This is a genomic window from Halorubrum sp. Eb13, from assembly GCF_002252895.1.
In the GTDB taxonomy this organism is placed as follows: Archaea; Halobacteriota; Halobacteria; order Halobacteriales; family Haloferacaceae; genus Halorubrum.
The window spans coordinates 1-25,133 of sequence record NZ_NHPE01000139.1 but is presented as its reverse complement, the minus strand read 5'-3'; the positions used below and the strand labels follow the sequence as shown (position 1 = coordinate 25,133).

The 25,133-nt window shown below is 68.5% G+C and carries 28 protein-coding genes and 1 pseudogene; 17 read left to right on the top strand and 12 right to left on the bottom strand.

Translation table 11 applies throughout. The features are described from left to right. Positions 1-111 (top strand): annotated as a pseudogene (locus DJ75_RS15480) (IS5/IS1182 family transposase); the annotation flags it as partial. Positions 112-522: 411 nt separating this feature from the next. Here the strand turns inward: DJ75_RS15480 and DJ75_RS15475 are convergent. Next, complete coding sequence (locus tag DJ75_RS15475) at positions 523-1,581, bottom strand: PAS domain-containing sensor histidine kinase (protein WP_094525321.1); 1,059 nt, start codon at positions 1,579-1,581, stop codon at positions 523-525. 836 nt (positions 1,582-2,417) lie between these two features. Between DJ75_RS15475 and DJ75_RS15465 the strand changes: the two genes are divergently transcribed. Together DJ75_RS15465 and DJ75_RS15460 are read left to right on the top strand one after the other, a co-directional pair. Continuing rightward, a complete protein-coding gene (locus tag DJ75_RS15465; protein WP_094525319.1) occupies positions 2,418-3,290 on the top strand; it encodes a hypothetical protein in 873 nt (290 codons plus the stop codon). A gap of 519 nt (positions 3,291-3,809) precedes the next feature. Next, positions 3,810-4,793: a metallophosphoesterase gene (locus tag DJ75_RS15460; RefSeq protein ID WP_094525318.1), complete on the top strand. Its 984-nt coding sequence runs from the start codon at positions 3,810-3,812 to the stop codon at positions 4,791-4,793. Positions 4,794-5,038: 245 nt separating this feature from the next. On the opposite strand, the gene DJ75_RS15455 is transcribed toward DJ75_RS15460, so the two are convergent. Together DJ75_RS15455 and DJ75_RS15450 are read right to left on the bottom strand one after the other, a co-directional pair. Next, entirely contained in the window at positions 5,039-5,383 is a 345-nt protein-coding gene (locus DJ75_RS15455) for a hypothetical protein (protein ID WP_094525317.1), read from the bottom strand. Positions 5,384-5,513: 130 nt separating this feature from the next. Beyond that, complete coding sequence (locus DJ75_RS15450) at positions 5,514-5,960, bottom strand: pyridoxamine 5'-phosphate oxidase family protein (RefSeq protein ID WP_094525316.1); 447 nt, start codon at positions 5,958-5,960, stop codon at positions 5,514-5,516. A gap of 80 nt (positions 5,961-6,040) precedes the next feature. Between DJ75_RS15450 and arcS the strand changes: the two genes are divergently transcribed. The 3 genes from arcS (at position 6,041) to DJ75_RS18785 (ending at position 8,977) form a co-directional block, all read left to right on the top strand. Further along, positions 6,041-7,843: an archaeosine synthase subunit alpha gene (gene arcS / locus DJ75_RS15445; RefSeq protein WP_094525315.1), complete on the top strand. Its 1,803-nt coding sequence runs from the start codon at positions 6,041-6,043 to the stop codon at positions 7,841-7,843. A 199-nt stretch (positions 7,844-8,042) separates the two neighbouring features. After that, a complete protein-coding gene (locus DJ75_RS15440) occupies positions 8,043-8,738 on the top strand; it encodes a bacterio-opsin activator domain-containing protein (RefSeq protein WP_094525314.1) in 696 nt (231 codons plus the stop codon). A 74-nt stretch (positions 8,739-8,812) separates the two neighbouring features. Then, complete coding sequence (locus tag DJ75_RS18785) at positions 8,813-8,977, top strand: hypothetical protein (protein ID WP_170938246.1); 165 nt, start codon at positions 8,813-8,815, stop codon at positions 8,975-8,977. A 111-nt stretch (positions 8,978-9,088) separates the two neighbouring features. Here DJ75_RS18785 and aceA read toward each other — a convergent pair whose 3' ends face one another. Both aceA and DJ75_RS15430 read right to left on the bottom strand, forming a co-directional pair. After that, on the bottom strand, positions 9,089-10,171 hold the full coding sequence (aceA, locus tag DJ75_RS15435; protein ID WP_094525313.1) for an isocitrate lyase: 1,083 nt from the start codon (positions 10,169-10,171) through the stop codon (positions 9,089-9,091). A 109-nt stretch (positions 10,172-10,280) separates the two neighbouring features. Further along, positions 10,281-10,643 carry a hypothetical protein gene (locus tag DJ75_RS15430; protein ID WP_094525322.1) on the bottom strand — a complete coding sequence of 121 codons (363 nt, stop codon included), beginning with the start codon at positions 10,641-10,643 and terminating at the stop codon, positions 10,281-10,283. Between the two features lie 276 nt (positions 10,644-10,919). On the opposite strand from DJ75_RS15430, the gene thiL reads away from it, so the two are divergent. Further along, on the top strand, positions 10,920-11,813 hold the full coding sequence (gene thiL, locus DJ75_RS15425; RefSeq protein WP_094525312.1) for a thiamine-phosphate kinase: 894 nt from the start codon (positions 10,920-10,922) through the stop codon (positions 11,811-11,813). A 59-nt stretch (positions 11,814-11,872) separates the two neighbouring features. Continuing rightward, positions 11,873-12,430 (top strand): sugar O-acetyltransferase, encoded by a 558-nt coding sequence (locus tag DJ75_RS15420; protein ID WP_094525311.1) that lies wholly within the window; start codon positions 11,873-11,875, stop codon positions 12,428-12,430. 27 nt (positions 12,431-12,457) lie between these two features. Here the strand turns inward: DJ75_RS15420 and prs are convergent, their stop codons facing one another. Then, positions 12,458-13,312, bottom strand: a complete 855-nt coding sequence (prs, locus tag DJ75_RS15415) for a ribose-phosphate diphosphokinase (RefSeq protein ID WP_094525310.1) — start codon at positions 13,310-13,312, stop codon at positions 12,458-12,460. Between the two features lie 165 nt (positions 13,313-13,477). Here prs and DJ75_RS15410 point away from each other — a divergent pair, with 165 nt between their 5' ends. Further along, on the top strand, positions 13,478-14,128 hold the full coding sequence (locus tag DJ75_RS15410) for an HVO_0476 family zinc finger protein (protein WP_094525309.1): 651 nt from the start codon (positions 13,478-13,480) through the stop codon (positions 14,126-14,128). Continuing rightward, a complete protein-coding gene (locus tag DJ75_RS18780) occupies positions 14,113-14,280 on the top strand; it encodes a hypothetical protein (RefSeq protein ID WP_176451318.1) in 168 nt (55 codons plus the stop codon). Before DJ75_RS15410 ends, DJ75_RS18780 begins: the two co-directional genes overlap by 16 nt. A 28-nt stretch (positions 14,281-14,308) precedes the next feature. Here DJ75_RS18780 and fer read toward each other — a convergent pair whose 3' ends face one another. Further along, positions 14,309-14,698: a ferredoxin Fer gene (fer, locus tag DJ75_RS15405; protein WP_094525308.1), complete on the bottom strand. Its 390-nt coding sequence runs from the start codon at positions 14,696-14,698 to the stop codon at positions 14,309-14,311. A gap of 214 nt (positions 14,699-14,912) precedes the next feature. On the opposite strand from fer, the gene DJ75_RS15400 reads away from it, so the two are divergent. From DJ75_RS15400 to DJ75_RS15395, 3 genes are all read left to right on the top strand, one after another. After that, a complete protein-coding gene (locus DJ75_RS15400; protein WP_094525307.1) occupies positions 14,913-15,782 on the top strand; it encodes a CheF family chemotaxis protein in 870 nt (289 codons plus the stop codon). A gap of 79 nt (positions 15,783-15,861) precedes the next feature. After that, entirely contained in the window at positions 15,862-16,038 is a 177-nt protein-coding gene (locus DJ75_RS18775; RefSeq protein WP_170938248.1) for a hypothetical protein, read from the top strand. A 94-nt stretch (positions 16,039-16,132) separates the two neighbouring features. After that, positions 16,133-17,038 (top strand): hypothetical protein, encoded by a 906-nt coding sequence (locus tag DJ75_RS15395; protein WP_094525306.1) that lies wholly within the window; start codon positions 16,133-16,135, stop codon positions 17,036-17,038. Between the two features lie 64 nt (positions 17,039-17,102). Here DJ75_RS15395 and DJ75_RS15390 read toward each other — a convergent pair whose 3' ends face one another. After that, positions 17,103-17,984 (bottom strand): MOSC domain-containing protein, encoded by an 882-nt coding sequence (locus DJ75_RS15390; protein ID WP_094525305.1) that lies wholly within the window; start codon positions 17,982-17,984, stop codon positions 17,103-17,105. A 72-nt stretch (positions 17,985-18,056) separates the two neighbouring features. Between DJ75_RS15390 and DJ75_RS15385 the strand changes: the two genes are divergently transcribed. Next, positions 18,057-18,512 carry a hypothetical protein gene (locus tag DJ75_RS15385; RefSeq protein ID WP_094525304.1) on the top strand — a complete coding sequence of 152 codons (456 nt, stop codon included), beginning with the start codon at positions 18,057-18,059 and terminating at the stop codon, positions 18,510-18,512. 57 nt (positions 18,513-18,569) lie between these two features. Here the strand turns inward: DJ75_RS15385 and psmA are convergent, their stop codons facing one another. After that, positions 18,570-19,358, bottom strand: coding sequence for an archaeal proteasome endopeptidase complex subunit alpha (gene psmA, locus DJ75_RS15380; RefSeq protein ID WP_176451474.1), 789 nt, complete (start codon positions 19,356-19,358; stop codon positions 18,570-18,572). Between the two features lie 265 nt (positions 19,359-19,623). Between psmA and DJ75_RS15375 the strand changes: the two genes are divergently transcribed. Genes DJ75_RS15375 through DJ75_RS15365 form a run of 3 tightly spaced genes read left to right on the top strand, consistent with a single transcriptional unit; the run spans position 19,624 to position 22,926 of the window. Then, complete coding sequence (locus tag DJ75_RS15375) at positions 19,624-21,027, top strand: hypothetical protein (RefSeq protein WP_254922003.1); 1,404 nt, start codon at positions 19,624-19,626, stop codon at positions 21,025-21,027. Further along, a complete protein-coding gene (locus tag DJ75_RS15370) occupies positions 21,020-21,754 on the top strand; it encodes an ABC transporter ATP-binding protein (RefSeq protein WP_094525301.1) in 735 nt (244 codons plus the stop codon). Before DJ75_RS15375 ends, DJ75_RS15370 begins: the two co-directional genes overlap by 8 nt. Then, positions 21,751-22,926 carry an ABC transporter permease gene (locus tag DJ75_RS15365; protein WP_094525300.1) on the top strand — a complete coding sequence of 392 codons (1,176 nt, stop codon included), beginning with the start codon at positions 21,751-21,753 and terminating at the stop codon, positions 22,924-22,926. Before DJ75_RS15370 ends, DJ75_RS15365 begins: the two co-directional genes overlap by 4 nt. Before the next feature lie 42 nt (positions 22,927-22,968). On the opposite strand, the gene DJ75_RS18770 is transcribed toward DJ75_RS15365, so the two are convergent. The 3 genes from DJ75_RS18770 to thyA form a co-directional block, all read right to left on the bottom strand. Beyond that, a complete protein-coding gene (locus DJ75_RS18770) occupies positions 22,969-23,145 on the bottom strand; it encodes a hypothetical protein (protein WP_170938249.1) in 177 nt (58 codons plus the stop codon). A 135-nt stretch (positions 23,146-23,280) separates the two neighbouring features. Further along, the gene (locus tag DJ75_RS15360) at positions 23,281-23,856 is read right to left on the bottom strand and encodes a dihydrofolate reductase (RefSeq protein WP_094525299.1); all 576 of its coding nucleotides are present in this window, start codon (positions 23,854-23,856) and stop codon (positions 23,281-23,283) included. Next, entirely contained in the window at positions 23,856-24,884 is a 1,029-nt protein-coding gene (gene thyA, locus DJ75_RS15355; protein ID WP_094525298.1) for a thymidylate synthase, read from the bottom strand. Before thyA ends, DJ75_RS15360 begins: the two co-directional genes overlap by 1 nt. Positions 24,885-25,133 lie beyond the last annotated feature (249 nt).

Here is a 25,133-nt window from a genome sequence, read left to right as displayed (position 1 = left end):
CTGCGCAAGCGATTCGGCTCGACGATTAAAGCCAGAACGTGGTTTGGTCAGTTTCGAGAGATCGTCCTAAAGGCTGCCATCAGAAACATCGAGCAGTCTTTCACCGCCTGAAACACGTGAATTCAAGCGTCTAAACAAGGCCCAGGGCGCGAGTCGATCAGACGGCTATCGGCTCGTGACGGCTGCCCGCTTGGCTCCTCGATCCGAACTCGAATCGCACCTCAGAGACGGATTCGAAGGCGGAATTACCGATGGATGAGATCTCCAAGAGAAACACATCACTTTCTGCTCAATAGACATCCGTTCCGCTCGGTATGTCCGGGTGTGGGCTTGCGATTATCAAGGTGATTCACAGGTGCGGTCGCCGCGACTGTTTTCGTGAACCCCCTCGTTTCGCCTCCGGACATGTCGCCGCCGACAGCGCTCGGATCGATATCGAATGGAGCGAATTGGAGATCTATTCGTGCTGACTGAGGAAGGGTAACTCCCATCGAGACGTACGCGCCGTCGCGAACAACGAACTCAATCGGTCATCATCGAATCCGGGAGCTGCTTGGGCGGCAAGAATAAGGAGACGGCGTTTCCCCCGGAATTCCGCGATTCGAACAACACCTCTCCGCCGAGCGATTCGACGCACCACTTCATCACGAACAGGCCGATCCCGGAGCCGTGGGACGTGCTCGTGGTGACGGTCGGCGAAAACAACGCGGCGATCTCCCCGGGCGGGATCGGCGGATTCGTGTCTTCGATGCGGATCTCCGCGCGACCGGTGTTGGGCGATGGGCCGACCGTTATTTCGACTGTCGGCGCCTCGTCGTTGCTGTGGACGATCGCATTCTCAATGGCGTGTGCGAGCGCGTACTCAAACGCGTCGTTGACGTCGATCCACATCCGTTTCCGTTCGCTGACCCGGATGTCCGCGTCGGGGTATTCGGCGCCTATCCGATTCGCGATGTCCCGCACGGCGCCCGCGGCGGAAACCCGGACGACGCTCGCCTGTGAGTCGCTCACCGCGTGTTCGATCTGTTTCACTGACGTAGCGATGTTACCGAGCTTCTCGCCTCTGGATCGAATAGTCGAGATGACCTCCTCGGACGGTCCGCCCTCGGAGGCGTTCATCGCCTGCTCCGCGCATCCGATGATAATCGCGGCCTCGTTCCGGAGGTTGTGCCGAAGGACGCGCCAGAACAGCTCCGCCCGATGATGGGTGTCGTAGTGACGTGTGACATCTCGTACCTCGACGTGTACACAGCGGTCCGCCGTCGGGCGCTGTCGCGAAGTGAACACCTGAATCCAAATGAGTTCGCCGTCCGCTCGTTTGGCTCGCCACACGAACTGCTGCGGGCTTCCGTTGGCGGCCCTGGAGAGTCGATTGTGGAACTCAGACTCGGTGTGCGGGTAGGTGTTTGCCGTGTATTCGGCCACGGAGAGCTCACGCAGTCGGTCCGAACTGTATCCGAGGATTTCCTCCAGTCGGGCGTTCGCGTCGATAACGGCCCCGGAGGCGGCGTCATAGATCGCCACACCGGTGTGGAGCGTATCGAGTACCGGCGACAGTGTCCCGCACTCGGGCGAGGACATACAGCCGAGGATTTCACCGAGGCACGGTTTTTGTTGCTATGAGTGATATATATCGCTCCGTACGAAATCAGCAACCGAACGGGCGTTCTCTGATCAAGAGAGAATTGAATTTGTATCAAACTGACTATAATATGATCGCCTATCTCCGGAGTCCCGTCCGGGCCCACGCCATAGTCTGATTATCTCAATCTGAAAAACTGCGATGTGAACTACCTTACCCTACTCGCTCACGGCTGACGCCGTTCGCTCCTTGAGGGTAGGGCTTCCTGCTTCCACGACGCGCTTTGCAGACGCTAAATGTCGGAGTGGACTCGTCTTCGTCGAGCGAGAAGGGGCACGACGGACTGGTCACGGCGAGTATATATCCCACCGGTCGGCTTCTGACGCGTCCGTTCGCCTATTATAAGGGTTCAAGCACAGGGTGCCAAATAACCCGAACGAGTAACAGATGACAACGGATACCAACCGGAGGTCGAGGAACGACAAGACGACCGGGCGGAAATCGGTGAGTCCCGCGTTCACCGGTCTGGTACACCAAGTCGACAGGCGGTCGTCGGGTCCCGATCGGGTCACGGTGTTCCCAGCTGAGGCGACCGATGACGAGCGGCTGTCAGCGTGGGTGACGGTGGACGTCGACTCCGTCGTCAAGCCCGAATGCTTCCGATAACCCCCCGGATGTACCGCGACCGCGGCGGGCGAGACGGTCGGGAAGCCCGACGCTGCCGGTCCCCGTCGAATCCGATGCTCTGGTCAACGCGGACTCGGATGTTTCGCCCGCCGCCGATTCGGACGCCTCTCCCAGTAACAAACGAATTCGAGGTGGTCCGTCGGTGGGTATGAAACGACGGGAACTCCTCAACAAAGCGCTGGACCGAGTAGCGCTCGGGGTCGTCGCTTCCTCGGTCTTCGGACTGTCCGACCTGTGGTCTGCGGCGCTGTCTCTTTCTGCGAGCGAACCGACGCGGCCGACACCCATCGACGCGAGAGATTCGGTCGCTCGGGAACAGACCGCGGACGGCTACGCCATGACGTACGAGTGGACGGACCGGTCCGGACGTGAGTGGCGTCTGGAGTTTCCGACCGAACGGTCCGCGTACAGAGAAGCGGCCGACGAGACGCACGGATATCTGAGTGGCTTCGAAGCGGCGAAGGCGAGCGCTCATGCCGAGCGGCTCACGGAGGCGCTCGTCAACGCGAGCGCGACGGGCGAGAGTGCTCGACGGTCGCTTCCTGAGTCGGTCCTTCTCGACGGGGCGACCGGACTCGTACACTCGCTCAAATACGCGACGGATGCGGAATCGATGGGAGCGCCGGACTACATCCGAACCGTCGAGGAGACGCTCGTCGATGGCTGCGGTGACTGCGAGGACCTCACGTATCTGCTGGTCGGGATGCTTTCCCACCCGGCGTTCGGCTACCGGACCGCGATGGTGATCCTTCCCGGTCACATGCTCGCGGGCGTTCACAGGGACGACCTCCCGGCGGCGTACGCCGACGCACCTACCCTCCCGGGAGGGACGTACGTCGCAATAGAGTGCACCACGTCTCGCCCGATTGGTGAGTTCAAAGGCGAGCCCGTGCTAGCGGTGTACGGCGACGGCGTCGAATACATCGACCGGTCGGCGATCGCCGACACGGGCGAGGAGTTCCTCCAAGACCCGACGCAGTTTCAGACGATTGCCGACGCGTCGGCGAAGCGCCCCCACTAACCGGAGCAACTGTGGTCGACAACCCTCCCTTACCTCACTCAGTCTCCCGACTTCGCTCGGTGAGGGAGGTTGTTATCCGTGAGCTTAGCCTCGAAACCGGCCAAGTAACGGTGAATTTGCCGCTCGGCGTCACCGTTCCAGGGTTCAGGCCGAGTTCAATACGGACGGTTTCAACGGTGTCAATTATATCCGGACGTTCGGATACGTACTCGTATGTATCAATATTAGAAATTCATTAACCGCGGTCCGAAGTAAACACATCTGAGTCGCAAGTGGCCGAAACACAACACACGGTTTACATTCACTCAAGACCATGATTCATCACCTACGCGGCACTGTTGAAACGAACTCAAAATCGCTCCTTTCTGACCAAGCCTGTGCGACTCGGCCGTTTACGATCGCGTTTGTCGCTATCATTAATCGTCTCACGCTGGAAGCACACGGCAGTCCGGACGTCAGCGGCCACCTTCGTACCGCAGACCGACCGCATACCGCCCGTGGCTCAACTGGCTCGATACCATGACGATGAAACCGAACGCCGCGAGTCGAACCGCCGGCGTCGAAACCGACGTACTCGGATCGTTCACGCAACTGACCGCCGGAGACCATACACGCGTGGCGTTCGTTTCGGACCTCCACCTTTCCACACTCGGGTACGGCACGTCACGGGCGTTACATCGAACCGAGGAGCGACTGAAACAGGTCGTGGCGTCACTAAACGAGGACCAACTCGATGCCGTCGTGTTCAACGGTGACCTCGTACAGAACGGGACTAGAGCCGAGTATGACGCGTTCGACCGGATCGTGGCGGATCTCGACCCCCCGTTGTTCGCCGTTCCGGGAAACCACGACCTGATCGATCGAGGCGACGGATCCACGTCACAACTCACTCTCCCGGAGTTCGAACGTCGATATACCCCGACACCGTTTCCCTACCGAGTCCGGATCGGAGGTGTCGACCTCATCGGGTTGAACAGCAACGCGTCGACCCGAGCAGCGCTGACCGATTCGTACAGTGGACGGGTGTCGCCTTCGACTCTCGACTGGCTTGAGGGAGCAATTAGTGAAGTCGAATCTCCGATCGTTTCGGTCCATCACACGTTAGAGACGGTGCGAGAGCGGTATCGAAACGAACAGGAACACCTGCCTCTCGAAGACGGCAGCTGCCCGGCGTTCGAGAACGATGATGAACTCATCAGTGTACTCGGAGGCGAGTCCGATCCGCTCGTCGTGACCGGTCATCTTCATGTCCCCACCATCGTGCGATCCGTGGACATAACCGAATTCACGCTCCCACCGCTCGGACCGTATCCGTGTGGTTACACCGTACTCGACATCGGGAGCCAAGGGACCGTCGCATCGTTTCATTCGGCCTGCACGTACGCGCGTCAGGCTGAGGCGCTCGCGTTAGGACACGGGAGCGACCGGACCTTGCTCGCCGCAGCACGTATGTCAAACCTCCCGCTGGCCACCGACGACCCTGATTCGGTTCCCGATGGATGAGCGTCAAAGCGCCTTCTTGTCAAGTGAACGTTCTCTCGTCCACCGGCGAGGAGGACGTTTAGAAGCAGTCGAAGAAGAGCCGCGCCTGAGGGTGGGAGCCGATTCGAAGTGAGCGCCTCGAAACGATCGACCACGCCGTACTGGCTCTATCGTCTGCGTCAGTCAGCCCGCTTCTGAAAGCTGTCGGGTATGTTACTGATCCGGTGCTGAATGTAGGGCGCGAGTCGGCCAGAGTAGAGTTCGTTTCAGACGATCTCTTCAAGCACTGACTCGCCACTACCATCCTGTGACTCCCATTCCCACTTGTCTTCGATACGCACGCGACCATCGTCAAGCAGTTCGACGGTGCCTACAGAGTGGCCACTCGCGGTTTCATTCTCCGTGTTGATCTGTGAATACCTGATATTCCATTCATTTCCGTCAAACGTTCCGACGAGATGGCCATCGACAATACTTCCACCAGTATAGTGTGCGTAAATTCGTTCGCCTTCCTGTTCAAACTCGAAGCGAGTATCTCCACTCACTTCCCCCGAATCGGTGTTTGCAACGCCAACAAGCGTCCGACCATCGAGTGAGATATCTTCTGTCATATACTGTTGTGCTATCTAGGAGGTCAAAAAATCACGAACTTAGTTGCTGACTACATCCTCTGTATTCAGCAGCCACTTCCCGTCACGTCATGAGAGCTTCAACGGGGACCGGAAAAACGGCCGGGCGATACTATCCCTCTCCCGACCCCATCCGCTTCGAGTAGTCCCACGTGTGGAGTCGCTCCGGCTCGATGCGGATCCGGACTTCCTCTCGCTCCGGGCTCAGGAGCCGCTCCGCGGTCGGGTTGTCGACGCCGCCGAGATACCGGTCCAGCAGGGCGCGCAGGAGCTCCTTCTCCTCGTCCGGCGACACCGTCGCGCGCCCTCGTCCCCTGACACCTTTATACGGCGGGTCGTTCGTCGACACCTCGAAGGAGACGTGGTCGTCGTGCGCGAGGAAGGCGACGAGGTCGGCGTCGGCGCTCGTCGCGCAGTGGACGGCGCCGTCCCACGAAAACCACAGCGAGACGATCCACGGGTCGTCTGCGGGGGTGTGACAGCCGAGGCGGACAGGCACGTGCGTGTCGGTCAGGAACTCGTCGACGCGGTCGCGGTCCCACGGGCCGGTCGGCTCCATGCGATCCATTCGGTCGGGTCCGGCGTAACGGTTGCGGCGCGGAACACAAGAGAATTGACCGTCCCCGCGCGAGGGGACGTATGACCGACTACTTCGAGGTCCACGAGCGCGACGGCGCCGCCCGACTCGGGGAGCTTCGGCTCGCCGAGCCGGTGACGACGCCGGCGCTCGCGGACACGTTCCTCGAGGACGCGGGCAGCCTCTGGGCCGGCGACCGAGCGGTCCCCGACGGCGACGAGGCCGCGCTCACTGTCCTGCCGCACCGCTCGTTCCCCGCGGGGACCCGCGAGGAGGTCCGCGAGTCGTTCGCGGTCGATCACCCCGATGTCGACTACCCCTCCGCCGCCGTCGTCGACAGCGCGGGCGCCCGCGACGTCGGCGCCGACGCGTATCTGCTCTCGGACGCGTCCGGGTTCGTCGGCCACGGCGAGGCGTTCCGCGACGCGGTCGTGTCGGCGAAGGAGGCGCTCCCGGCCGACACCGCGCTGTTCCTCTCTGGCGTCGCCACGCCGCTGAACGTCGCGGTCCTCGCGTACGCCGGCGTCGACCTCGTGGACGCGACGCTCGCCCGGACGAAGGGGACGGAGGGGCGATACCTCACCGCCGACGCCGAGCACTTCCTGGAGGACCTCGACGAACTGCCGTGCGCCTGTCCGGCCTGCGCGACGCCCCGCGACGAGTTCACCCGCGCCGACTGCGCCGTGCACAACGTGAACGCGCTCCGCGCGGAGCTTCGGCGCGTCCGCGAGCGGATCCGGGCGGGTCGCCTCCGCGACTACGTCGAGGGGCAGGCCCGCCACGAGCAGTGGCTCACGGCCGCGTTCCGGGAGTTCGACGACCAGTGGGGGTACGTCGAGGAGCGCACGCCGCTGATGCGCGACGCCGAGGTGACCGCGGCGACCGCGGAGACGCTGGACCGCGTCGAGATCCGGCGGTTCGCAGACCGCGTGACGAGCCGGTACCGGAACCGGTTCACCGATCAGCCGCTCGTGTTGGTGCCCTGCTCGGCGACGAAGCCGTACAGCGACTCGCAGAGTCACGGGCAGTTCCACGACGCGATCCAGTGGCGCGGCCACACCGTCTCGATGACCTCGCCGATCGGCGTGGTGCCTCAGGAGCTGGAGACGACGTACCCGGCCCAGCACTACGACGCGGTCGTCACCGGCGACTGGAGCGAGGACGAGATCGGGTTCGTCTCCGAGGTTCTCCGGCGCTATCTGGAGCGGAACGACTACTCGCGGGTGATCGCGCACGTCCCCGAAGACGGCTACCGCGAGATCTGCGAGCGCGTCGCGAGCGACCCCGCGGTCGACGTCCCGTTCGAGTACACGTGCGTCGGCCACCCGACGAGCGACGAGTCGCTCGGAGAGCTGAACGCGACTCTGCAGGGCGAGCCCGCCTACAGCAAGCGCGAGCGCGAGCACAACACGGTCCGGGCGCTCGCCGATTACCTGCTCGGCGACGGCGCGGGCGACGACCTGTTCGGCGGGCCGGGCGAGGCCGATATCCGCACGACCGGCCGCTACCCCAAACTCCAGGTGTGGGGCGACGACCCCGACGCCGGCCGCGAGGGCGAGCCGGGCGAGCAGCTCGCGACGATGGTGCCCCAGTACGGCACCCTCTCGTTCACCCTCGCCGGCGCGCGCCGCTGGGCCGAGAGCGCCGCCCCGACCAAACGCGTCGAGATCGACCCGTTCGTCCCGCACGGCTCCGTCTTGGCGCCCGGCGTCGTGGACGCGGACGACGACATCCGCGTCGGCGACGAGGTCGTCATCGAGGGGCCGAAGGCGTTCGCGGTCGGCCGCGCGGAGATGTCCGGGCCGGAGATGGTCGACTCGACGCGCGGCGTCGCCAGCGAGGTCCGGCACGTGGACGAGAAGTGACTCCGCGGGGGTCGCTGGACCCACACCGAAGCAGTTTGGCTGTGCGACTAAGCGGATGCGGCCGTACCGTATTACCGTCAGAGGCACGCGTCTGCCTTCGCCGTATTTCGTCCCGCTCCCCTCCGCTCGAATCCGCGAGCCGCGTCGTCGCGGTCGCCGCGGGAGAAGAGTGAAACCGGTCAAGAGTCAACGGCGACCCATGGCCTCCCAGAATCCACCTCGGGCGGACGAACGGGTGACCTACGTCGAATTCGCTCTTTCGAGCTCCGACCACCCGTTCGTCGCGGTGTCCGAGGCGGACGGCGCAGCGGCGCTGCTGAAGGAGTTCATCCCGCGCGGAGCGGGGAGCTACGCCGAGTTCTTCTCGGTCAGCGGCGTCGAGCCCGACGACGTCCTCGCGCACGCCCACGCCCACCCGTCGGTGGAGGCGCGTCTCGTCGAGCGGTTCGAGGACGAGGCGTTATTCGAGTTCGTCGTGGACGACGGCTGTCCGGCCGTCTTTCTCGGTGAGTCCGGCGCGCTCCCCTGCACCGTCGAGAGCCGAGGCGGGAGCGGGACCGTCGGGGCGGAGGTCCCGCCGTCCGAGGACGTCTCGACGGTCGTAAACGACTTCACCGACGCCTATCCGGACGCCAAGCTGAGGGTCAAGCGAGAGCAGTCCTACAGCACCCCGATATTCGGGCAGGAGTGTCTCCGGGCGGCTCTCGAGACGGATATGACCGACCGTCAGCGGGAGGTCCTCGGAGCGGCCCACGACGCCGGGTACTACGACTGGCCGCGGGAGGTCACCGCCGAGGAGCTCGCCGAGCGGTTCGGAATCTGTCCGGCGACGTTCCATCAGCACCTCCGGGCCGCCGAACAGAAGCTCGTCGCCCTGTCCCTCAGACGGGCCTGAGGGACGGAGTCGCGCGTGCGGGCGGTGGCCGCCGGATCAGTAGCTTCAAAACCGCGCCGGTGCGATCCGCGGGTATGGCGCTCGAAAAGGACGTGGACTGTCCCTCGTGCGGAGAGGCCCAGTCGTTCTACCGGACCGCGGCGATGACCCTCCACCTCGGCGAGAAGACGAAGTGGCGGTGCCCCGAGTGCGGCTACGGCTACGTCGAGATCAACGGCATCGACACGCTTCCGGCCTGATCCGCGAGCGCGGCGTCCGACCACCGGTCCCCGAACCGCGACCGACCGCCGGCGATAAAGAAAAGCGAGACGACCGGGCGATTCCGGTCTCGTTCCGCGATCGGCTCCCGATCAGTCGTCGCTCTCGGGGGCCGGTGGCTCTTCCGTTTCTCCCTCGGCCTCGTTGTCCTCGGCCGTGATCGGGTCGCGCTCGTCCTCGCTGAAGCCGGCCGACGCCTCCTGTCGGGCCGACGCCTCGGGGTCGAACCGCGCCTCGATGTCCTGATACCGCGGGACGAAGGAGAGCTCGTGGTGGCTCTCCGTCTCGTGACCGAGGTAGCGGTCCTCCAGGTCGAACTGCGCCTGCTCGTCGTTCTCGGCGATGTTCTGCATGTCCTCGTACACCGCGTGGGCGCCCGAGTGGAGCCCGTACAGGGTGATGAAGATGTACTGGTAGCCCAGGTCGCCGAGCTCCTCGAAGGTGAGCGGGTCCTCCTGCTCGCTCCACGCGAACGACGAGGAGTAGTTGAACGCCAGGTCGAGGTCGGGATGGGTCTCGTGGATCGTCTCCGCGTACTCGACCGCGTCCTCGCGGGACGGGTCGGGCATCTCCGGCCAGACGAGGTCGACACCGGCGTCGGCGTAGATCCGGCCGCGTTCGAGGTGCTCCTCCCAGTCGCCGTTCGCGGAGCCGTACGCGTCGGTCCGCGCGATGATGACCGTGTCCTCGCTCTGCTTGGCGTCGACGGCCGCCTCGAAGCGCGACCGCGCCTGCTCGCGGGAGGCGATCTGCTTGCCGGCGATGTGGCCGCACCGCTTCGGCGAGGTCTGGTCCTCGATGTGGACGGCGGCGACGCCGGCCTTCTCGTACTCGCGGACCGCCCGGCGGACGTTGTGGACGCCGCCGTAGCCGGTGTCGCAGTCGGCGACGACCGGGAGGTTCGTCGCCTCGACCATCCGCTTGGCGTTCTCGACCATCTCGGTCATCGTGACCATCTCCAGGTCGGGGAAGCCGAACTGACCGAGCACGGTGGAGTAGCCGCTCATGTAGGCGGCGTCGACGCCGGCCATCTCCGCGAGGCGAGCGTCGAGCGCGTGGTAGATCCCGGGCGCGAAGGTGTACTCCTGCTCCGCGAACAGCTCGCGGAGCTTCCTGCCGGCCGGGTTGTCGATATCTCTCGTGAAGACGTCGTCGTCGAGTTCGTTCGGGTGCATAGGTGTCACTCCGCAGTGTCGCCGTCGGTGTGTCGGTCGGTCGCGCGCCGCGTGAACGTCGTCGGGTCCGGTCGCGGTCCGTCACCGGTTCCGGCCATCGGAACGGCGCTCATCGCGATCCCCCGTCGGTCCGCGTGCGGCCGGTCGGACGCAGGTCCGGGACCAGCGGCGCGTCCCGCTCCGCGTCGGTCGGGGGGCGCGTCGCGGCGCGAGCCGATCGGCGCGTCGGGTCGGCGGTCGTCGGGGATCGCTCGGCGGTCGTCGTCGGGACGAGCGGCGCGCCCGCTTCCTCGGTGATCGGCGTGCGGCCGGGAATCCCTCCGGGAGAAGTGTCGTCGGTCGGCGTCCGATCGGTCGTCGGGCGCCCCGTCGTCGATCGGTCGGTCCGGGTCGTCGATCGGTCGCCGTCGGTCGTCTGCTGGTCTGTCGGTCGAGTCGTCTCGGGCGTCGTGGCGTCGTTAGGTGTCGTCATCGGGTCGTGTGGGTGGTTGCGGTGGTCGTCTGGTGATCTGTCGGTCGGCGCGTCGCGTTGCCGCATGTCCGCGTACGGATACTGACATTGCACTCGGTTCGTTCGGAGGAATGGTAATAAACATAATGATTGATAATGATAATATTCGTTAACCTATCTTATTCCCTTAAATGATGTGTGGTACCACGGAACATGACTCCGATCGGAGCACCGCGCGTGCGGGCCGAGAGCGTCGGACCGATCCATACTAACCGGTTCCGGCGCGTTGGACCCGCCGTGAACGAGCGCGACGCGCTTCGCCGGCTGGCCGCCGACCTGCCGCACGCGGGCGACGACGCCGCCGTCGTCGGCGACACCGTCATCACGACCGACATGCTCCACGAGCGCACCGACTTCCCACCGGGAACGACGCGGTACACCGCGGGGTGGCGCGCGGTCGGCGCGTCGCTCTCCGACGTGGCGGCGATGGGCGCGAGCGCGACCGCCGCCGTCGCCGTCTACGCCGACGCCGCCTTCGACCCCGACCGACTCGACCGCTTCGTCGCGGGCGCGGTCGACGTCTGCGAGGCCGTCGACGCCGAGTACGTCGGCGGCGACCTCGACAGCCACGATGAGTTCACGACGGCCTCGACCGCCATCGGCGAGGTCGCCGAAGACGGACCGGTAACGCGCTCGGGCGCCGCCTCGGGCGAGGCGCTCTGCGTCACCGGCGAGTGGGGGCGGTCGGCGGCCGCGCTCCGCCTGTTCGAACGCGACGACGAGGGGTCGGTCGAGCGCGCCAACGACCTCTTTCGGTTCACGCCCCGCGTCGCCGACGGGACCGCGCTCGTCGGGCGAGCGACCGCGATGATGGACTCCTCTGACGGCCTCGCGCGGTCGCTCCACCAGCTCGCGGAGGCGAGCGGCGTCGGGTTCGCGCTCGAACGGGACCGGCTCCCGGTCCATCCCGCGGTCGACGACATCGCCGAGGGCCCGAGCGACCGGTTCGAGCTTGCGGCGCACTTCGGGGAGGACTTCGAGCTCGTCTGCGCCGTTCCCGACGCCGAGCTCGACGCGGCCCGAGATGCCTGTCGGGCCGAACTCACCCGGGTCGGGACCGTCGTCGACGCCGCGGAGGGAGTGACGGCCGACGGCGACTCCCTCCCCGACCGCGGGTACACGCACGGGTGAGGCTCGGTCGGACGGCCGAACCACCGTGGTCTTATAAATCGGCTCCCGTCACCTCGACCGTGTCGAACGAGACCGAACGGATGCTGGCCGGCGAGCCGTACGACCCGAGCGATCCGGCGCTCGTCGCGGACCGCTCCCGCGCCCGCGACCTCGCCCGGCGGTACAACGCGACGACCCCGGCCGAACGCGGCCGCCGCGAGCGGCTCCTCCGCGAGCTGTTCGACGCCGTCGGGGAGGGGCCGACCGTCCAGCCGCCCCTCCGCTGTGACTACGGCTACAACGTCGCCGTCGGCGACGATTTCTTCGCGAACTACGGCTGCGTCTTCCTCGACACGAACCCGATCTCGTTCGGCGACCGCTGCCTGCTCGGCCCGGGCGTCCACGTGTACACGCCGACGCACCCTATCGACCCCGAGGAGCGCGCGACCGGTCGCGAGCGCGCGGCGCCCGTGACGGTCGGCGACGACGTCTGGATCGGCGGGCGAGCCGTGCTGAACCCGGGCGTGACCGTGGGCGACGGCGCGGTGATCGCCTCGGGCGCGGTGGTCACGGAGGACGTGCCGGCTCGGACCGTGGTCGGCGGGAACCCGGCGCGACCGATCCGGGAGATCGAGTGAAGGCGGCGGAGAACAGAGACGAGAGCCCTACGCCAGCGCGTCGGCGAGGACGGGGGCGACGCTGACGACGCTGCAGCCGCCCTCGATGGTGTCGCTGCCGACGATCCGGTCGACGCCGGCGCCGCGGAGCTTCGTCACGGCGTTGGCGGCGAGCATCGGGTGGACGCAGGCGGCGAGCACCGCGCCCGCGCCGCGGTCGTTCAGCACGGCCACCGACTCGCTCATCGTCGACCCGGTGGCGACGATGTCGTCGACGACGACCACGTCCCGTGCCGAGACGGCGGCGTCCGACGGCGACACCGCGACGGCGCCGGTCTCGCGGTCGCGGTGTTTCTCGAAGTAGTCGGTCTCGCCCGCGCCGTACGCGTCCCGGACCGTCTCGGCGATGCCGACCGCGCCCTCGTCCGGCGCGAGGAACAGCGGTTCGGTGAGGTCCGCCGGCAGGGGTCCCGCGAGGACGCCCGCCGCGTCGACCGTCTCCACGGGGACGTCGTAGAAGTCGGCGACGCCCGGCTCGTGGGGGTTGACGAGGACGACGCGGTCGGTGCCGGTGGAGACCGCCCGCGCCATCGCCCGCGCGGAGACGGGCTCGCCGTCGCCGAACGACTGGTCCTGTCGCGCGTATCCCATGTACGGGACCACGGTCGTCACGCGCTCGGCGCCGGCCTCGCGGACGGCGTCCTGGAGCTGGAGCAGTTCGACCCACGCCTCGTCGGAGTCGGTCGCGGCGACGACGACCGCCTCCTCGCCGTCGAAGTCGGGCACCGCCGCGAGCGTCTCGCCGTCCGGGAACCGGTCGTACGTCGGCGTCGCCAGCGGCCGGCCCGTCTCCTCCGCGAGCGCGGCCGCGAGCAGCTGTGAGCTGGATCCGGGAACGATCATGGGCGTCCGTTCCCCAGACTCCGATAAACCAGTTTCCTTACTCCGGCGGGGACCGGACGCCGAGAGCCGCGGTCGCCGAACCGCCGCCGCGAGCCCCACGCGAGCGTGTGACGCACCGAGGTCACAGGGGCGGATATTTACGCGAGCGGCGGATACGACGCCGTAATGACCGAAACAGGAGACCGAGTCGGTCTCGCCTGCCCGTCGTGTTCGCCGGGCGAGGAGACCGTTCACGAAGTATTGCGCCCCGGCGGGCAGGCGACCGTCCGCTGTACCGACTGCGACCACACCTATAAGACCGAAATTCCGGAAGAGGAGACAGTCGAACTGGACATCGTCGTCTCGCAGGACGGCGAGTCGTTCACCACCCGGATGGAGGTCCCCGCGGACACCTACGTCGGGACCGGCGAGGAGTTCGTCGTCGACACGCCCGACGCGCTGATGCAGGTCCGCGTCACCGGGATCGAGGTCGGCCCGGAACAGCGCGTCGAGGAGGCCGACATCGAGACCGTCGAGACGCTCTGGACCCGCGCGGTCGACAACGTCACCGTCCCGGTGACGCTGCACCCGAAGGACGGGAACGCCGACGAGACGCGCTCGGTACGGGTGAACGTCCCCGGCGATTACGAGTTCACCGTCGCCGAGACCGTCGAGTTCGGCGACGAGGAGTTCGTCGTCGAGGGCGTCCAGATCCGCGAGGACGCACCCGAGTACCGCCACGAGAAGCTGGACCATGACGGGGACTTCGCCTACGCGAAGGACGTCAAGCGCGTGTACGGCCGCGACGAGAGTCTGACGGCGTGGTCGGCCTGGTAGGGGCCGACGGCGTGGTCGGCCCGGTATGGCACGGCGGCGTGATCGGCTTGGAGGACGGTCGAGTGATCACCGCGGCCGCGGCGCTACGGGACCGGCGCTCCGAAAAAACGGTGGCACCGATGGGGGTGACCCACATCGAACACCGTCTGTGAGTACGACCGCGGCGTGGTCGGTGCGGCGTTAGATGACGCGGTTCTGCAGGTAGTCGAGGTGTTTCGCGTTGTAGACGATCTTGACCTCGTCGGTTGCCGGGCTCCCGATGCAGGTGAGACGGACGTCCTTGTCTTCGACCTCCTCGTCGGAGAGGATCTGCTGCATGTCCATCTCGATGTCGCCTTCCTTCACGATCGACGCGCAGTTCGCGCAGGCGCCGGCGCGGCACGAGAAGGGCCAGTCGTAGCCCTGGGCCTCGGCGGATTCGAGGATGTACTCGCCCTGATTCACGTCGAGGGTACCGTAGTCCTCTGCGTCGAGGTCGGCCTCGGCGGCCTCCTCGAAGAGGTTGTCATCGTCCATCGACCAGCCGTGGTCGTCGAGCACTTCGTAGTTGAGGTATTCTACTGTGGGCATCACCTGATGGTTGGATCCCCTCCTCATTAGGCTTTGCTGTTCCACGCCTCTCACCGATCGATCGACCGACTGATCGAGGCCGAACGAGGGGCGATTCGGGGCGAACGACGGCCGAACACGTTCGCCCGACCGCCGCGGCGAGCCTGACAGCTCGTTATTACGACTGATACCCCGTGGGTAACAGTAAATAGCGAACGGCGTCTACGGTGATTCGATGGGAGAGTCCGTCGTCGCCGACTTCGTCGGTCGCGTCCACGCCCCGGATGTCGAGAGCGACGAGCCGGTGACGGGGCGCGTGCTCCTGAGCGAGCGCCGGCTGGTGCTCGCGACGGACGGCGGCAAGACGACCGTCCCGCTCTCTGGGGTGTTCGACGTGGTCGTCGGGACGGTGCCCGGCGACCTCCAGTCGTTCTTCAGCGACAGCGTCACCCTCGCGTACGAGCGGCGAGGCGAGCGCCGCACCGCCCTCGTCGAGGGCAAGCCGGAGCATATGGACCGGTTCGTCCGCCTGCTGTTCAAGGCCCTCTTGCGCGACGTGACCGTCACCGTCCGGCACCCCGCAAAGGTGGGCGGGCGCGTCACGGACGCCTCGGACCACACGGCGTCGGTCGCCCTCAGACCCGGAGCGATCCGCTTCGTCGACTGCCCCGACCCGTTCGAGGTCGACCTCTCAGCCGTGATCGACTACGAGCGGACCGACCGGACGCTCGCGGGCACGCAGCGCCCCGCGCTCGTGTTCCGCCACGCCCTCGACTCCGAGACGGTCACGTCGATCGCGACCGTCCCGAACGAGCGCACGCTGAACGTCCTCGGCCGGTACATCAAACTGGAGTACGACGAGGCGATGGAGGACCTCGAATCGTTCGACCCGACGGAGGAGCAGCTGGAGATCCTCGTGTCGATCTACTCGGCCGGCGGCGAGGCGAACATCGCCGACGTCGTCACGGGCGACGTCACGCGGACGTCGATGGTCCTCGACACGCTCCGCGACGAGGAGCTCGTCGTCGACGGCGAGTCGGGCGCGGCGCTCACGCGGAAGGGGCAGATGATCGTCACCTCGTACCTGGAGTCGGTCAACTCCTGAACGGCGCCGTCTCGGCGGATCCGGGGCCGACAGCGCCGGTCGACCGAACGATTTTGCGCCCGCGACCCGTACGACCGGTATGGGATTTAAGACCGACTTCAGCAACGGTGTCATCTCGCTTCTCGTCAGCCTCGCCGTGACCGCCGCGGCCGCGCGTTCCGAGGAGAGCGACGAGTGGTCGACGGGGGAGCTGTTGGCCGCGGTCGGGATCGCCTCGTTCCTCTCGGGATACCTGACGAGCTACTTCGCCAAGTGAGGCGGCCGGGGGCCGGCCGGCAGGAGGCCGACCGGAACCCGTTCGGCGGCGATCCGGGGGAAGTTTCATGCTGGTGCGGACGAAGGTAGTTCACATGCCAGACGACCGCCACGGGCGTCCGACGCGCCTCGACGCCGTGGCCCGCGAACGGGGCGTCGACGCGCCGGCGGGCGACCGCCGCGGTGTGACGTCGCGCGACGACGCGGGGCCGCGGACCGCGCGGGTGCCGGAGCCGCACGTCCACGACACCTTCTCTGTCGACGGAATCGACACGAAGCGACGCGAGGGGCTGTTGGAGGCCGTCCTGCTCGACCGCGACGGCGTCAGCGCCGCCTCGGCGACGAGGCGGAACGGGACCGTGGGGATCCACCACGACCCCGACGTCTCCCGCGAGGAGCTCAGAGACGCGCTGGAGGCCTGCGGGCTCGTCGTCGCGCCCGGCGACGCGGCGTTCGAGGTGCGACGCGCGGCGCAGTTCGCCTCCGCCCGCGTCGCCGTCGCCGTCCTCTTCGGGCTGATGGTGGCGACCCCCTACATCGCCGTCCTCTACCCCACCCGTATCGAGTGGCTGTTCTACGACCCGGTGACGGTCCAGTACCTCCAGTCGATCCTCGACTCGCAGATGGCGACGCACTTCTTCGTCAACCTCGGCTCGCTGTCGGGGATCGCGTTCCTCGTGGCCTGCGGGCCGATCATCAAGCGGTCCCTCGCCGCGGCGGCGGCGGGCGAGCTCACGAACGAGAGCGTGTTCGTGGCGGGCGTCACGGCCCTCTTCGGCTACAGCACGCTCGCGGCGTTCACCGCCTTCGAGGGCGCCGTCCACTACGACCTCGTCGCGTACGCGGTCGTCGGCGTCACCCTCTGGAACCACTTCGGCGTCGGCGAGACGACGCCCGACACGGCTGGCGTCACGGAGCCGACCGCCGGCGGGAGCGGGACCGCCGACGCCCCGGCCGACGCCGATGAGGAACCGGTCGCGATGGCCGACGGCGGTCGGTAGTCGCCGACGGCCACTTCGCGCGAATCTTTTTAAACGGCAGCACCGGTTCGGACGCGCCAAGCGCTCAGTACGCCGCCTCGTCGAGCGGCTCGACCCCTTCGATCGTCACCTCGTCGCCGACCGCGACGGTCGATCCCCACCGTTCCTCCGGAACGACGGTGTTCACCATCAGCCGGAAGTCGTGGTCGAACCGGTCGCTCTCGGTCCAGTCCGGGAGCGTCGCTCGCCGGTTCTGGATAAACGTCTCGCGGAAGCCGTCGATCTCCTCGCCGGTGTCCGGGTTCCGAGACGGCACGACGCAGCGCTGGCAGGGGTTGACGCCGAGCAGTTCGGCGTCGCCGGCCGCGAACCGGACCGCCTCTCCCCGGTCGGCGAAGAGCCGGTCCTCCCAGAAGGCGGGGCAGTCGTCGACGACCACGCTCGGACGGAGCCGGCGGCACATTTCCGTCGCGTCGGCGACCCCGTCGAACCAGCCCGCGACGGTCTCGAGGGTCGCGCGCGAGATGATCGTCGGGCCGCGCGCGGCGCGGTCGTCCGGGAACCCGCCGTCGGGCTCGCGCACGAGGTCGACGGCGTAGCCGAGGTAGTCGCCGACCCACGCCGCCAGCGCGTCGCCCTCGTCGGGGAGCGCGAACGTCCGCTCGTCCGCGTCGACCCCCGTCTCGGGGCGCGCCGGCCGCGAGAGGGTCACCGCCGTCGGCGTCGCGTCAGCGGGGCCGGCGAGTTCGTAGCTCGCGCGGAGCCCGTGGACCGCGGGCTCGCTCTTTCCGTTGACGTACCCGCCGTTCCCGCCCACGGAGGCCTCGTGGGGGTCGACGCCGGCCTCGACGAGCGCGTACGTGCGGTCCCCGCGGAGCGCGCCCGCCGGTCCGAGCTCGGCCCGGTCGAGGGCGACGCCGTCGTTCGATTTCAGCGGATGGGCGACGAGGTCCGCGATGCGTGCCATGCCCCGGGTTCGGCGGCGGCGCACAAAAGCGATCGGCGGAACGCATACCTGGGTCCGGGGGGATCGTCGGCCGTGTCCCCGAGCCTCCCGTCGCTTCCGACCGCGGAGGCGGCCCTCTTCGGTGCGGTCGTTCCGGCCGGCCTCTTCCGCGTGATATCGATCCTTGACGCCGGCGTCCGCACCGCCGCGAGCGACGCGCTCGTCGCCGCGTGGCTCCTCGTCGTGGCTGCCGGAACCGCGGCGCTCGCGACGTGTCGCGGTCACCCGATCGGGGCGCTGGTCTCCGGCGCTATCGGCGGCGTCGTCGCGGGGTTCGCCGCGTTTGCCGTCCTCATCGGTTGGGGAATCGTCGCGTTCGCGCTCCCGCTGATGTCGGTTCTCGCCGTCGTCGCTGGCGCGTGGACGAGCTACGAGGTGCGTCGGGCGCGGGGAGTCGCGACCGAGCCGGCACGCGGCACGTGGCGGTCCCGGCTCGCGGGTATCGCGGCCGCGGCGCTCGTCGGGTTAGGCGTCTTGATCGCCGCCTGAGCGGCGCGGGCCGTGGGACAAAAAATAGCGAGTGAGCCGCCGAGCGACGGACGCGACTTACTCCTCGTCGTCGTCGGCCTCGTCGTCCGCGGCCTCGTCGTCGTCGGCCTCGTCCGTTTCGTCGTCGCCGATCCCGGCCGCCTCGAACGCCTCGGCGACCTCGTCGCCGGGGACGGTCCGGTAGCCCTCCTCGTCGGTGATCGTCGCGACGGCGACATCGCTCGGCTCGAACTCGTCCTCGTGGGCCGCGAGCGCGGCGAGGCCCAGTTCGATGCCGGCGGAGAGCGAGAGGTCGTCGGTCCACTCCTCCTCGAGGTGGCCCTGGATGTCCTGTCGGCCGCCGCCGATGACGGTCGCCTTCCACTCGTTCGGGGTGCCGGAGGGGTCGGCGGCGAAGAGGCGCGGCTCGCCGTTCTCGATCCCGCCGATGAGGAGCGCGGCGCCGTACGGCCGGGTGCCGCCGCGCTGGGTGTTCTCCTGGATGTGGTCGGTGACGAACTTCGTCAGCGTCTCGACGCCGACGGGCTCGCCGTAGCGCAGGCGGTTCCCCTGCGACTGCCGACGCGCGAGGTCGATCAGCTGGCGGGCGTCGGCGACGTGGCCCGCGCTCGCGGTGCCGAGGTGGTCGTCGAGCTTGTGGAGCTTCTCGATGCTCTCGGCCTCCATCAGCGTCGAGGAGGCGCGGGACATCGCGACGAACACGACGCCCTCCGCGGTGCGGATCCCGACGCTGGGCGCGCCGCGCGAGACCGCCTCGCGGGCGTACTCGACCTGGTAGATGCGCCCGTCGGGCGAGAACAGCGACGTGCCGCGGTCGTACGCCTGCTGGTCGTTGCCGCCCATCATCGCCGATCACCCGCTCTCGCGGTGTCGCCTTGGCTCATTACCCGTTATTACGCCGGACGGTTGAAAAAGCATCCGTAACCGGTACGTCCCGGCCGCGACCCGGGTTCCTTTACGCGTTGGCGGCCGACGGGGGCGGCCGACCGTCGCCCGCCGCGACGCCCGCGGCCCGTCGGCGCGTTCGCCGCCCCCGACCTCCGTCGTGCTCGCCGGTCGCGACCCCCGCCTACGACGGATATATGCCGATCGGCCCCCTAACAGGGTCGACTTGAATCCCACACGAACGACAGCCGTGCTAGTGGCCCTCCTCGCGCTGTCGGCGGCCGTCGGCGGGGCCGCGGCGGTGCCCGATGCCCGGATAGCGATCGACGGCGTCGAGGCGAGCTCGACGGAGCCCGTCGTCGGCGAGCGCACGACCCTGAACGTCACCCTCTCGAACTCCGGCGGGAGCCCCGAGGCCGCCGACGTGCGGAGCGTCAGACTCCTCGACGCGGACGCCGATGAGGACGCGGCGCCGCTGGACGAGGCGACCGCGGTCGGCGCTCTCTCGCCCGGCGACTCCCTCGACGTGAGGCTGTGGACGCGGTTCGACGAGCCCGGCGAGCGCCGCCTCACCGTCGAGGTCGTCGCGGAGGACGAGGCGGCCGACGACGAGGACGAGGGCGACGCCGTCACGGTGACGCGCGACGTCGTCGTCGACGTCCAGCCGGCCGAGGTGACGCTCGACCTCCGCACTCGCGGCCTCGCTCCGGAGGACCTCCAGAGCGACGACGAGAGCGAGAACGCCGGCGGGATCGACGTCGGCGGCATCGAGGGCATCTTCGGCGGCGGTGGCGGCGGGCTCGACACTGGCGATGACGCCGAACAAGCCGTGCAGTCGGCCGATTCTCCGGTCGCGGTGACCGTGGTTAACACGGGGACCACGACCGCGGACCGCGTGAGCCTGACCGCGGTCGGCGAGCCGGTCGCGGGCGGCGACGGCGGCGGCGGCGAGGACACGGTCGACGGCGACGGCGAGGCCGACGGCGGGGGCTTCGAGGCCGGCCCGTACGTCGTCGAGGACGTCGCGCCCGGCGAGGAGCGGCGCGTCGTCGTCGACCTCGGACCGCTCGACCGGCGCTCGGCGGTGACGTTCACGGCGGCGTTCCGGTCGGAGCTCGACGCGCAGGCCGGCGCCGGCGCGGAGCGGACCGCGACGTCGACGCTCCGATACCCGGCGCACGAGGGGGCGCCGACGATCACCGACGCGGCGGTCGAGACGACCGAGGACGGCGCGGTCGTGATCGACGCGAACCTCGGTAACGCGGGCGGCGGCGAGCTGGAGGGCGTCGTCGTCTCCGTCGGCGAGGCGCCGGGCGTCGCGCCGACCCCCGCCGGCGGGGAGTACTTCGTCGGCGCGGTCGGCGCCGGCGACTTCGTCGCCTTCGACCTGCGCACGACCGCGAACGCGTCGGTCGCCGACGAGGTGCCGATCCGGATCGCGTACACCGAGCGCGGCGTGCGGTACGTCGAGACCGACACGGTGGCGCTCCCCGACGCGGACGGGAACGCCGACGGCGGCTCCGGCCCGGTCGGGACGCTCGGCTCCGCGGGGGCGCTCGGGGCGGTCGGCCTCGCCGGCGTCGCCGGGCTCGCCGTCGCGGGCGTCGTCGTCCGTCGCCGCGATGTATAGCGTCGAACTGCGCGGCGTGACGAAGCGGTACCCCGGCGGGGGCGCGGAGCCGGTGGTCGCGCTCGACGACGTCGACTTCGCGGTCGAGCCGGGCGAGTTCGTCGCGGTCGTCGGGCCGAGCGGCTCCGGGAAGTCGACGCTGCTCAACGTCCTCGGACTGCTCGACGACCCGACGGCGGGACAGCGACTCCTCGACGGGACCGACGTGACCGACCTCTCGGTCGCCGAACGCACGGCGGCGCGGAAGCGGTCGATCGGGTTCGTCTTCCAGGACTTCCACCTGCTGCCGACGCTGACGGCGGTCGAGAACGTCGCGCTCCCGACCGCGTTCGACCCCGGCGACGCGAGCGACCGGGCCGCCGACCTGCTCACCCGGTTCGGGCTGGGCGACAGGCTGGACCACGAGCCCTCGGAGCTGTCCGGGGGACAGAAGCAGCGGGTCGCCATCGCCCGCTCGCTGATCAACGAGCCGGCGGTGCTGCTCGCCGACGAGCCGACGGGCAACCTCGACACGGAGACGGGCGAGTCGATCCTCGCCGAGTTCGAGCGGGTGAAAGAGGAGGGCGTGGCGGTCGTCGCCGTGACGCACGACCCGCTCGTCAAGGAGTACGCGGACAGAGTCGTGGAGCTCACCGACGGCGTCCTCGTCGGCGGCGTTCCGGCGGGCGACGAGACCCCACCAGAGACGGCTCGCGGCGCCGAGGCGACGGCCGCGGGGGACCGATGAGCCGGGCGGACGGACCCGATCGGGCGGGGCTCGGCGGCTGGCTCCGGGGGTGGCGCCCGGCGGTCTCGATGGCCGCGCGGAACCTGCGCCGGAACCGAGTGCGGACCGCCCTCGCGGTGCTCGGCGTCTGCATCGGCGTGCTCGCGGTCGCGGCGCTCGGCATCTTCGGAAACGTGTTGGCGCTCGGCGCCGCCGACGCCATCGGCGACATCGGCACGCAGGTCGTGGTCTCGCCGAACAACGACGCCGGCGTCGACTCGCTCTCGGACGGGGACGTGGCGGACATCCGGCGCGCGGTGGGCTCGCCGGCGGTCGTCCCGCTGTACTCGGACAACGCGGTCGTCTCCGCGCAGAACGATCAGCAGTTCGCGACCGTCTACGGCGTCGAGGAGCCCGCGCTCGCGTTCGAGGCCGCGGAGGGGCGGCTCCCGGAGCGCCACCGACAGGGCGCGATCGTCGGCGCCGGCGTCGCGGAGGACCTCGGCGTCGGCGCGGGCGACACCGTCGGGATCGCCGGGAGACAGGTCCGGGTCGTCGCGGTGCTCGTCGAGAGCCAGACGTTCAGCCCGGTGGCCCCGGACGACGCCGTCTTCCTCCCCGAGTCCGCGTTCTCGGCCGACGGGTACGGCCAGGTGCTCGTCGTCGCCGAGTCGGGCGAGGCGGCGCGGACCGCCGCCGACGACATCCGCGAGCAGGTGAACGCCCGCGAGGAGCGCGTCGACCTCTTCGAACTCGCCGCGATCGTCGACGAGGTAAACGAGTTCTTCGGACTGCTCAGCACGTTCCTCCTCGGCCTCGGCGCCATCTCGCTCGTCGTCGCCGGCGTCTCGATCCTCAACGTCATGTTAATGAGCACGGTTGAGCGGCGGGAGGAGATCGGGGTGATGCGCGCGGTCGGCGTGGCCCGCCGCGACGTCTTGCGCGTGCTGCTCGCGGAGGCCGGCCTCATCGGCGCGGCCGGCGCCGCCGCGGGGACCGCCCTCACCGTCCTGCTCGTCGCGGGGCTGGTCGTCTCGACGCCCGAGGTCGACGCCGCGCTCGCGCTCGACCCGACGAACGGCTACTACCTCCTCCTCGCGCTCGGCTTCGGCGTCGGCGTGGGACTCGTCAGCGGCGCTTACCCGGCCTGGAAGGCCGCGAACGAGCGCCCGGTGGAAGCGCTGCGGAGCTGAGCGGCCGCGACCTCCCGACGGCCGCGCGCGCGAGCGGGGTCGTCACCCCGCCCAGCCCCCACGCATGTCGTCGGTCACGCGGTCGCGCCACGTGTCGAAGGCGTCGCGACACTCCGGGCTCTCGTCGATGTGCCGCACGAATCCCGCGCCGGGGGACGCCAGCTCCGCCTCGCAGAACGGACACCGCTTCGGTTCGATGGTCGATTCCGATAATGGCATGATAACACATACCAATCTAGACGCTCAAAAGTGTTGTTACGTGTGGAGAAATTTGCGAGCGGTATCGTTTCTACGCACCACTCACCGACGATACCGCCTGAACGTTCAACCGCGGAGGAAGAAACGGTCCGAGCGTCAGTCGGCCGTACGCTCGTACGTGACGAACGCGAGGTCCCCGTCGGTCTCGGCGTCCGAGACGACCTCGCGGTCGACTTCCCGCCACGCGTCGGCGTCCCAGTCGGGGAAGCGCGTGTCGCCGTCGGGGCGGTCGGGGACCTCCGTCAACACCATCCGGTCGGCGCGGTCGAGGAACTGCTCGTAGACGGCGGCGCCGCCGATCACGTACGCCTCGTCGACGCCGCGGTCGGCGGCGTCGGCGGCGGCGAGCACGACCGCCCCGGTGACGTCGTTCGCGACGACCGCGCCCTCCGGGAGGTCGAGGTCCCGCGTCGTCAGCACGACGTTGGTCCGATCGGGGAGCGGGCCGCCGATCCGGGCGGCGATGCTCTCGTACGTCTTCCGGCCGACGATCACGGGGTGACCGGTCGTGAGCCGCTTGAAGTGCGCCAGGTCCGCCGGGTAGTGCCACGGCATCCCGCCGTCGTCGCCGATGACGCCGTTCTCGGCGACCGCGGCGACGAGGACGAGGTCGACGTCGGAGTCCGAGGGGAATTCGTCGTCGCCGACGGACGCGGGCCCGTCTCGGGACATCACTCCGCGACCGCGAACGAGAGCCCGTCCGCGGAGTCGTAGTCGACGAGTTCGACGTCCTCGTAGGTCAGCTCGTCGAGGGGGACGTCGGCGATCTCGATCCGGGGGCGCTCGCGCGGCTCCCGCGAGAGCTGTTCGAGCAGGCCGGGGACGTGGTCGTACCCCTCCTCGCCGTCGACCTCGTCGGGCGCGGTCCGCTCGACCCAACTCTTCACGTCGAGGTAGTCCGCGTTGCTCTCGACGTTCGCGAGTCGTTCCTGCACGTACGGGAGGTTGTTCGCGTACCACTTCCCGCGGTCGCCGCGGCCGCAGTAGACGTGCGCGTCGACGACGGTGTGGCCGAACTCGCCGACCTCGAACCCGGTCCGCTGGGCGAGCGCGTTCGCGAGGATCGCGTACGCGGCGATGTTGAACGGCACGCCGAGCGCGATGTCCCCCGAACGCTGCGTGAGGTGGAGGTTCAGGCGCCCGTCTTGGACGTTCACGACGAAGGTGTAGTGACACGGCGGGAGCGTCGAGGTCGCGGCGTTGGCGGGGTGCCAGGCGTTGACGACCATCCGCCGGGAGCGGGGGTTCTCCTCCAGCGTGTCGAGCACGTACCGAATCTGGTCGAACGTCCGGCGCTCGCTCCCGTCGGGGCCCTCCTCGACGGTCACCCAGCGGTGGGCGTCCTCGGGCCACGCCTCGCCGGGGAGCGCGGCGTCGTCCTCGGGGACCGGATAGCGTCGCCAGAACCGGCCGTAGGCGGTGTCGAGCCGTCCCTCGTCGTCGGCCCACGCGTCCCAGATCTTCGTCTCCTCGCGGAGGTTCTCGACGTGCTCCTCGCCGGAGAGATACCACAGCACCTCGTGGATGAGGGAGTTCCAGCGGTAGCCGTCCATCTGCTTGGTGGTCAGGAGCGGGAACCCCTCCGCGAGGTCGACGGTGTACTGCCCGCTGAACGACGCGATCGTGTCGACGCCGGTCCGGTTCGGCTTGTACGTGCCCGTCGACAGGGTGTCGTCGACGAGATCGAGGTACTGTTGCATGGTGGTCGGCGTCGCCCCCGGCCCGACGGGTCCGGGAGACGACGGGTCTGTCGAGTCAAATGCGCGGGGGGAAACTAAGTGTGTCGCGAGCGGAACCGAGGTGAGGTGTCCTCGGGCTCGCCGGCGCCGTCAGTTTATAAATAGCCGAAGCGGTGGCGCGCCTCCGAGCGGTCGCCGCCCGGCGACCGCGAAGAGCCCGCGAGGGAGTCGCTGGCGTCGTCGGCGCCAGCGACGAGGTTGGGGAGGCGT

Coding starts and splice junctions, on each gene's coding strand:
- DJ75_RS15475 (WP_094525321.1), bottom strand. CDS start 1,581: ATGTCCTCGCCCGAGTGCGGGACACTGTCGCCGGTACTCGATACGCTC.
- DJ75_RS15465 (WP_094525319.1), top strand. CDS start 2,418: ATGAAACGACGGGAACTCCTCAACAAAGCGCTGGACCGAGTAGCGCTC.
- DJ75_RS15460 (WP_094525318.1), top strand. CDS start 3,810: ATGACGATGAAACCGAACGCCGCGAGTCGAACCGCCGGCGTCGAAACC.
- DJ75_RS15455 (WP_094525317.1), bottom strand. CDS start 5,383: ATGACAGAAGATATCTCACTCGATGGTCGGACGCTTGTTGGCGTTGCA.
- DJ75_RS15450 (WP_094525316.1), bottom strand. CDS start 5,960: ATGGAGCCGACCGGCCCGTGGGACCGCGACCGCGTCGACGAGTTCCTG.
- arcS (WP_094525315.1), top strand. CDS start 6,041: ATGACCGACTACTTCGAGGTCCACGAGCGCGACGGCGCCGCCCGACTC.
- DJ75_RS15440 (WP_094525314.1), top strand. CDS start 8,043: ATGGCCTCCCAGAATCCACCTCGGGCGGACGAACGGGTGACCTACGTC.
- DJ75_RS18785 (WP_170938246.1), top strand. CDS start 8,813: ATGGCGCTCGAAAAGGACGTGGACTGTCCCTCGTGCGGAGAGGCCCAG.
- aceA (WP_094525313.1), bottom strand. CDS start 10,171: ATGCACCCGAACGAACTCGACGACGACGTCTTCACGAGAGATATCGAC.
- DJ75_RS15430 (WP_094525322.1), bottom strand. CDS start 10,643: ATGACGACACCTAACGACGCCACGACGCCCGAGACGACTCGACCGACA.
- prs (WP_094525310.1), bottom strand. CDS start 13,312: ATGATCGTTCCCGGATCCAGCTCACAGCTGCTCGCGGCCGCGCTCGCG.
- DJ75_RS15410 (WP_094525309.1), top strand. CDS start 13,478: ATGACCGAAACAGGAGACCGAGTCGGTCTCGCCTGCCCGTCGTGTTCG.
- fer (WP_094525308.1), bottom strand. CDS start 14,698: ATGCCCACAGTAGAATACCTCAACTACGAAGTGCTCGACGACCACGGC.
- DJ75_RS15400 (WP_094525307.1), top strand. CDS start 14,913: ATGGGAGAGTCCGTCGTCGCCGACTTCGTCGGTCGCGTCCACGCCCCG.
- DJ75_RS18775 (WP_170938248.1), top strand. CDS start 15,862: ATGGGATTTAAGACCGACTTCAGCAACGGTGTCATCTCGCTTCTCGTC.
- DJ75_RS15395 (WP_094525306.1), top strand. CDS start 16,133: ATGCCAGACGACCGCCACGGGCGTCCGACGCGCCTCGACGCCGTGGCC.
- DJ75_RS15390 (WP_094525305.1), bottom strand. CDS start 17,984: ATGGCACGCATCGCGGACCTCGTCGCCCATCCGCTGAAATCGAACGAC.
- psmA (WP_176451474.1), bottom strand. CDS start 19,358: ATGATGGGCGGCAACGACCAGCAGGCGTACGACCGCGGCACGTCGCTG.
- DJ75_RS15370 (WP_094525301.1), top strand. CDS start 21,020: ATGTATAGCGTCGAACTGCGCGGCGTGACGAAGCGGTACCCCGGCGGG.
- DJ75_RS15365 (WP_094525300.1), top strand. CDS start 21,751: ATGAGCCGGGCGGACGGACCCGATCGGGCGGGGCTCGGCGGCTGGCTC.
- DJ75_RS18770 (WP_170938249.1), bottom strand. CDS start 23,145: ATGCCATTATCGGAATCGACCATCGAACCGAAGCGGTGTCCGTTCTGC.
- DJ75_RS15360 (WP_094525299.1), bottom strand. CDS start 23,856: ATGTCCCGAGACGGGCCCGCGTCCGTCGGCGACGACGAATTCCCCTCG.
- thyA (WP_094525298.1), bottom strand. CDS start 24,884: ATGCAACAGTACCTCGATCTCGTCGACGACACCCTGTCGACGGGCACG.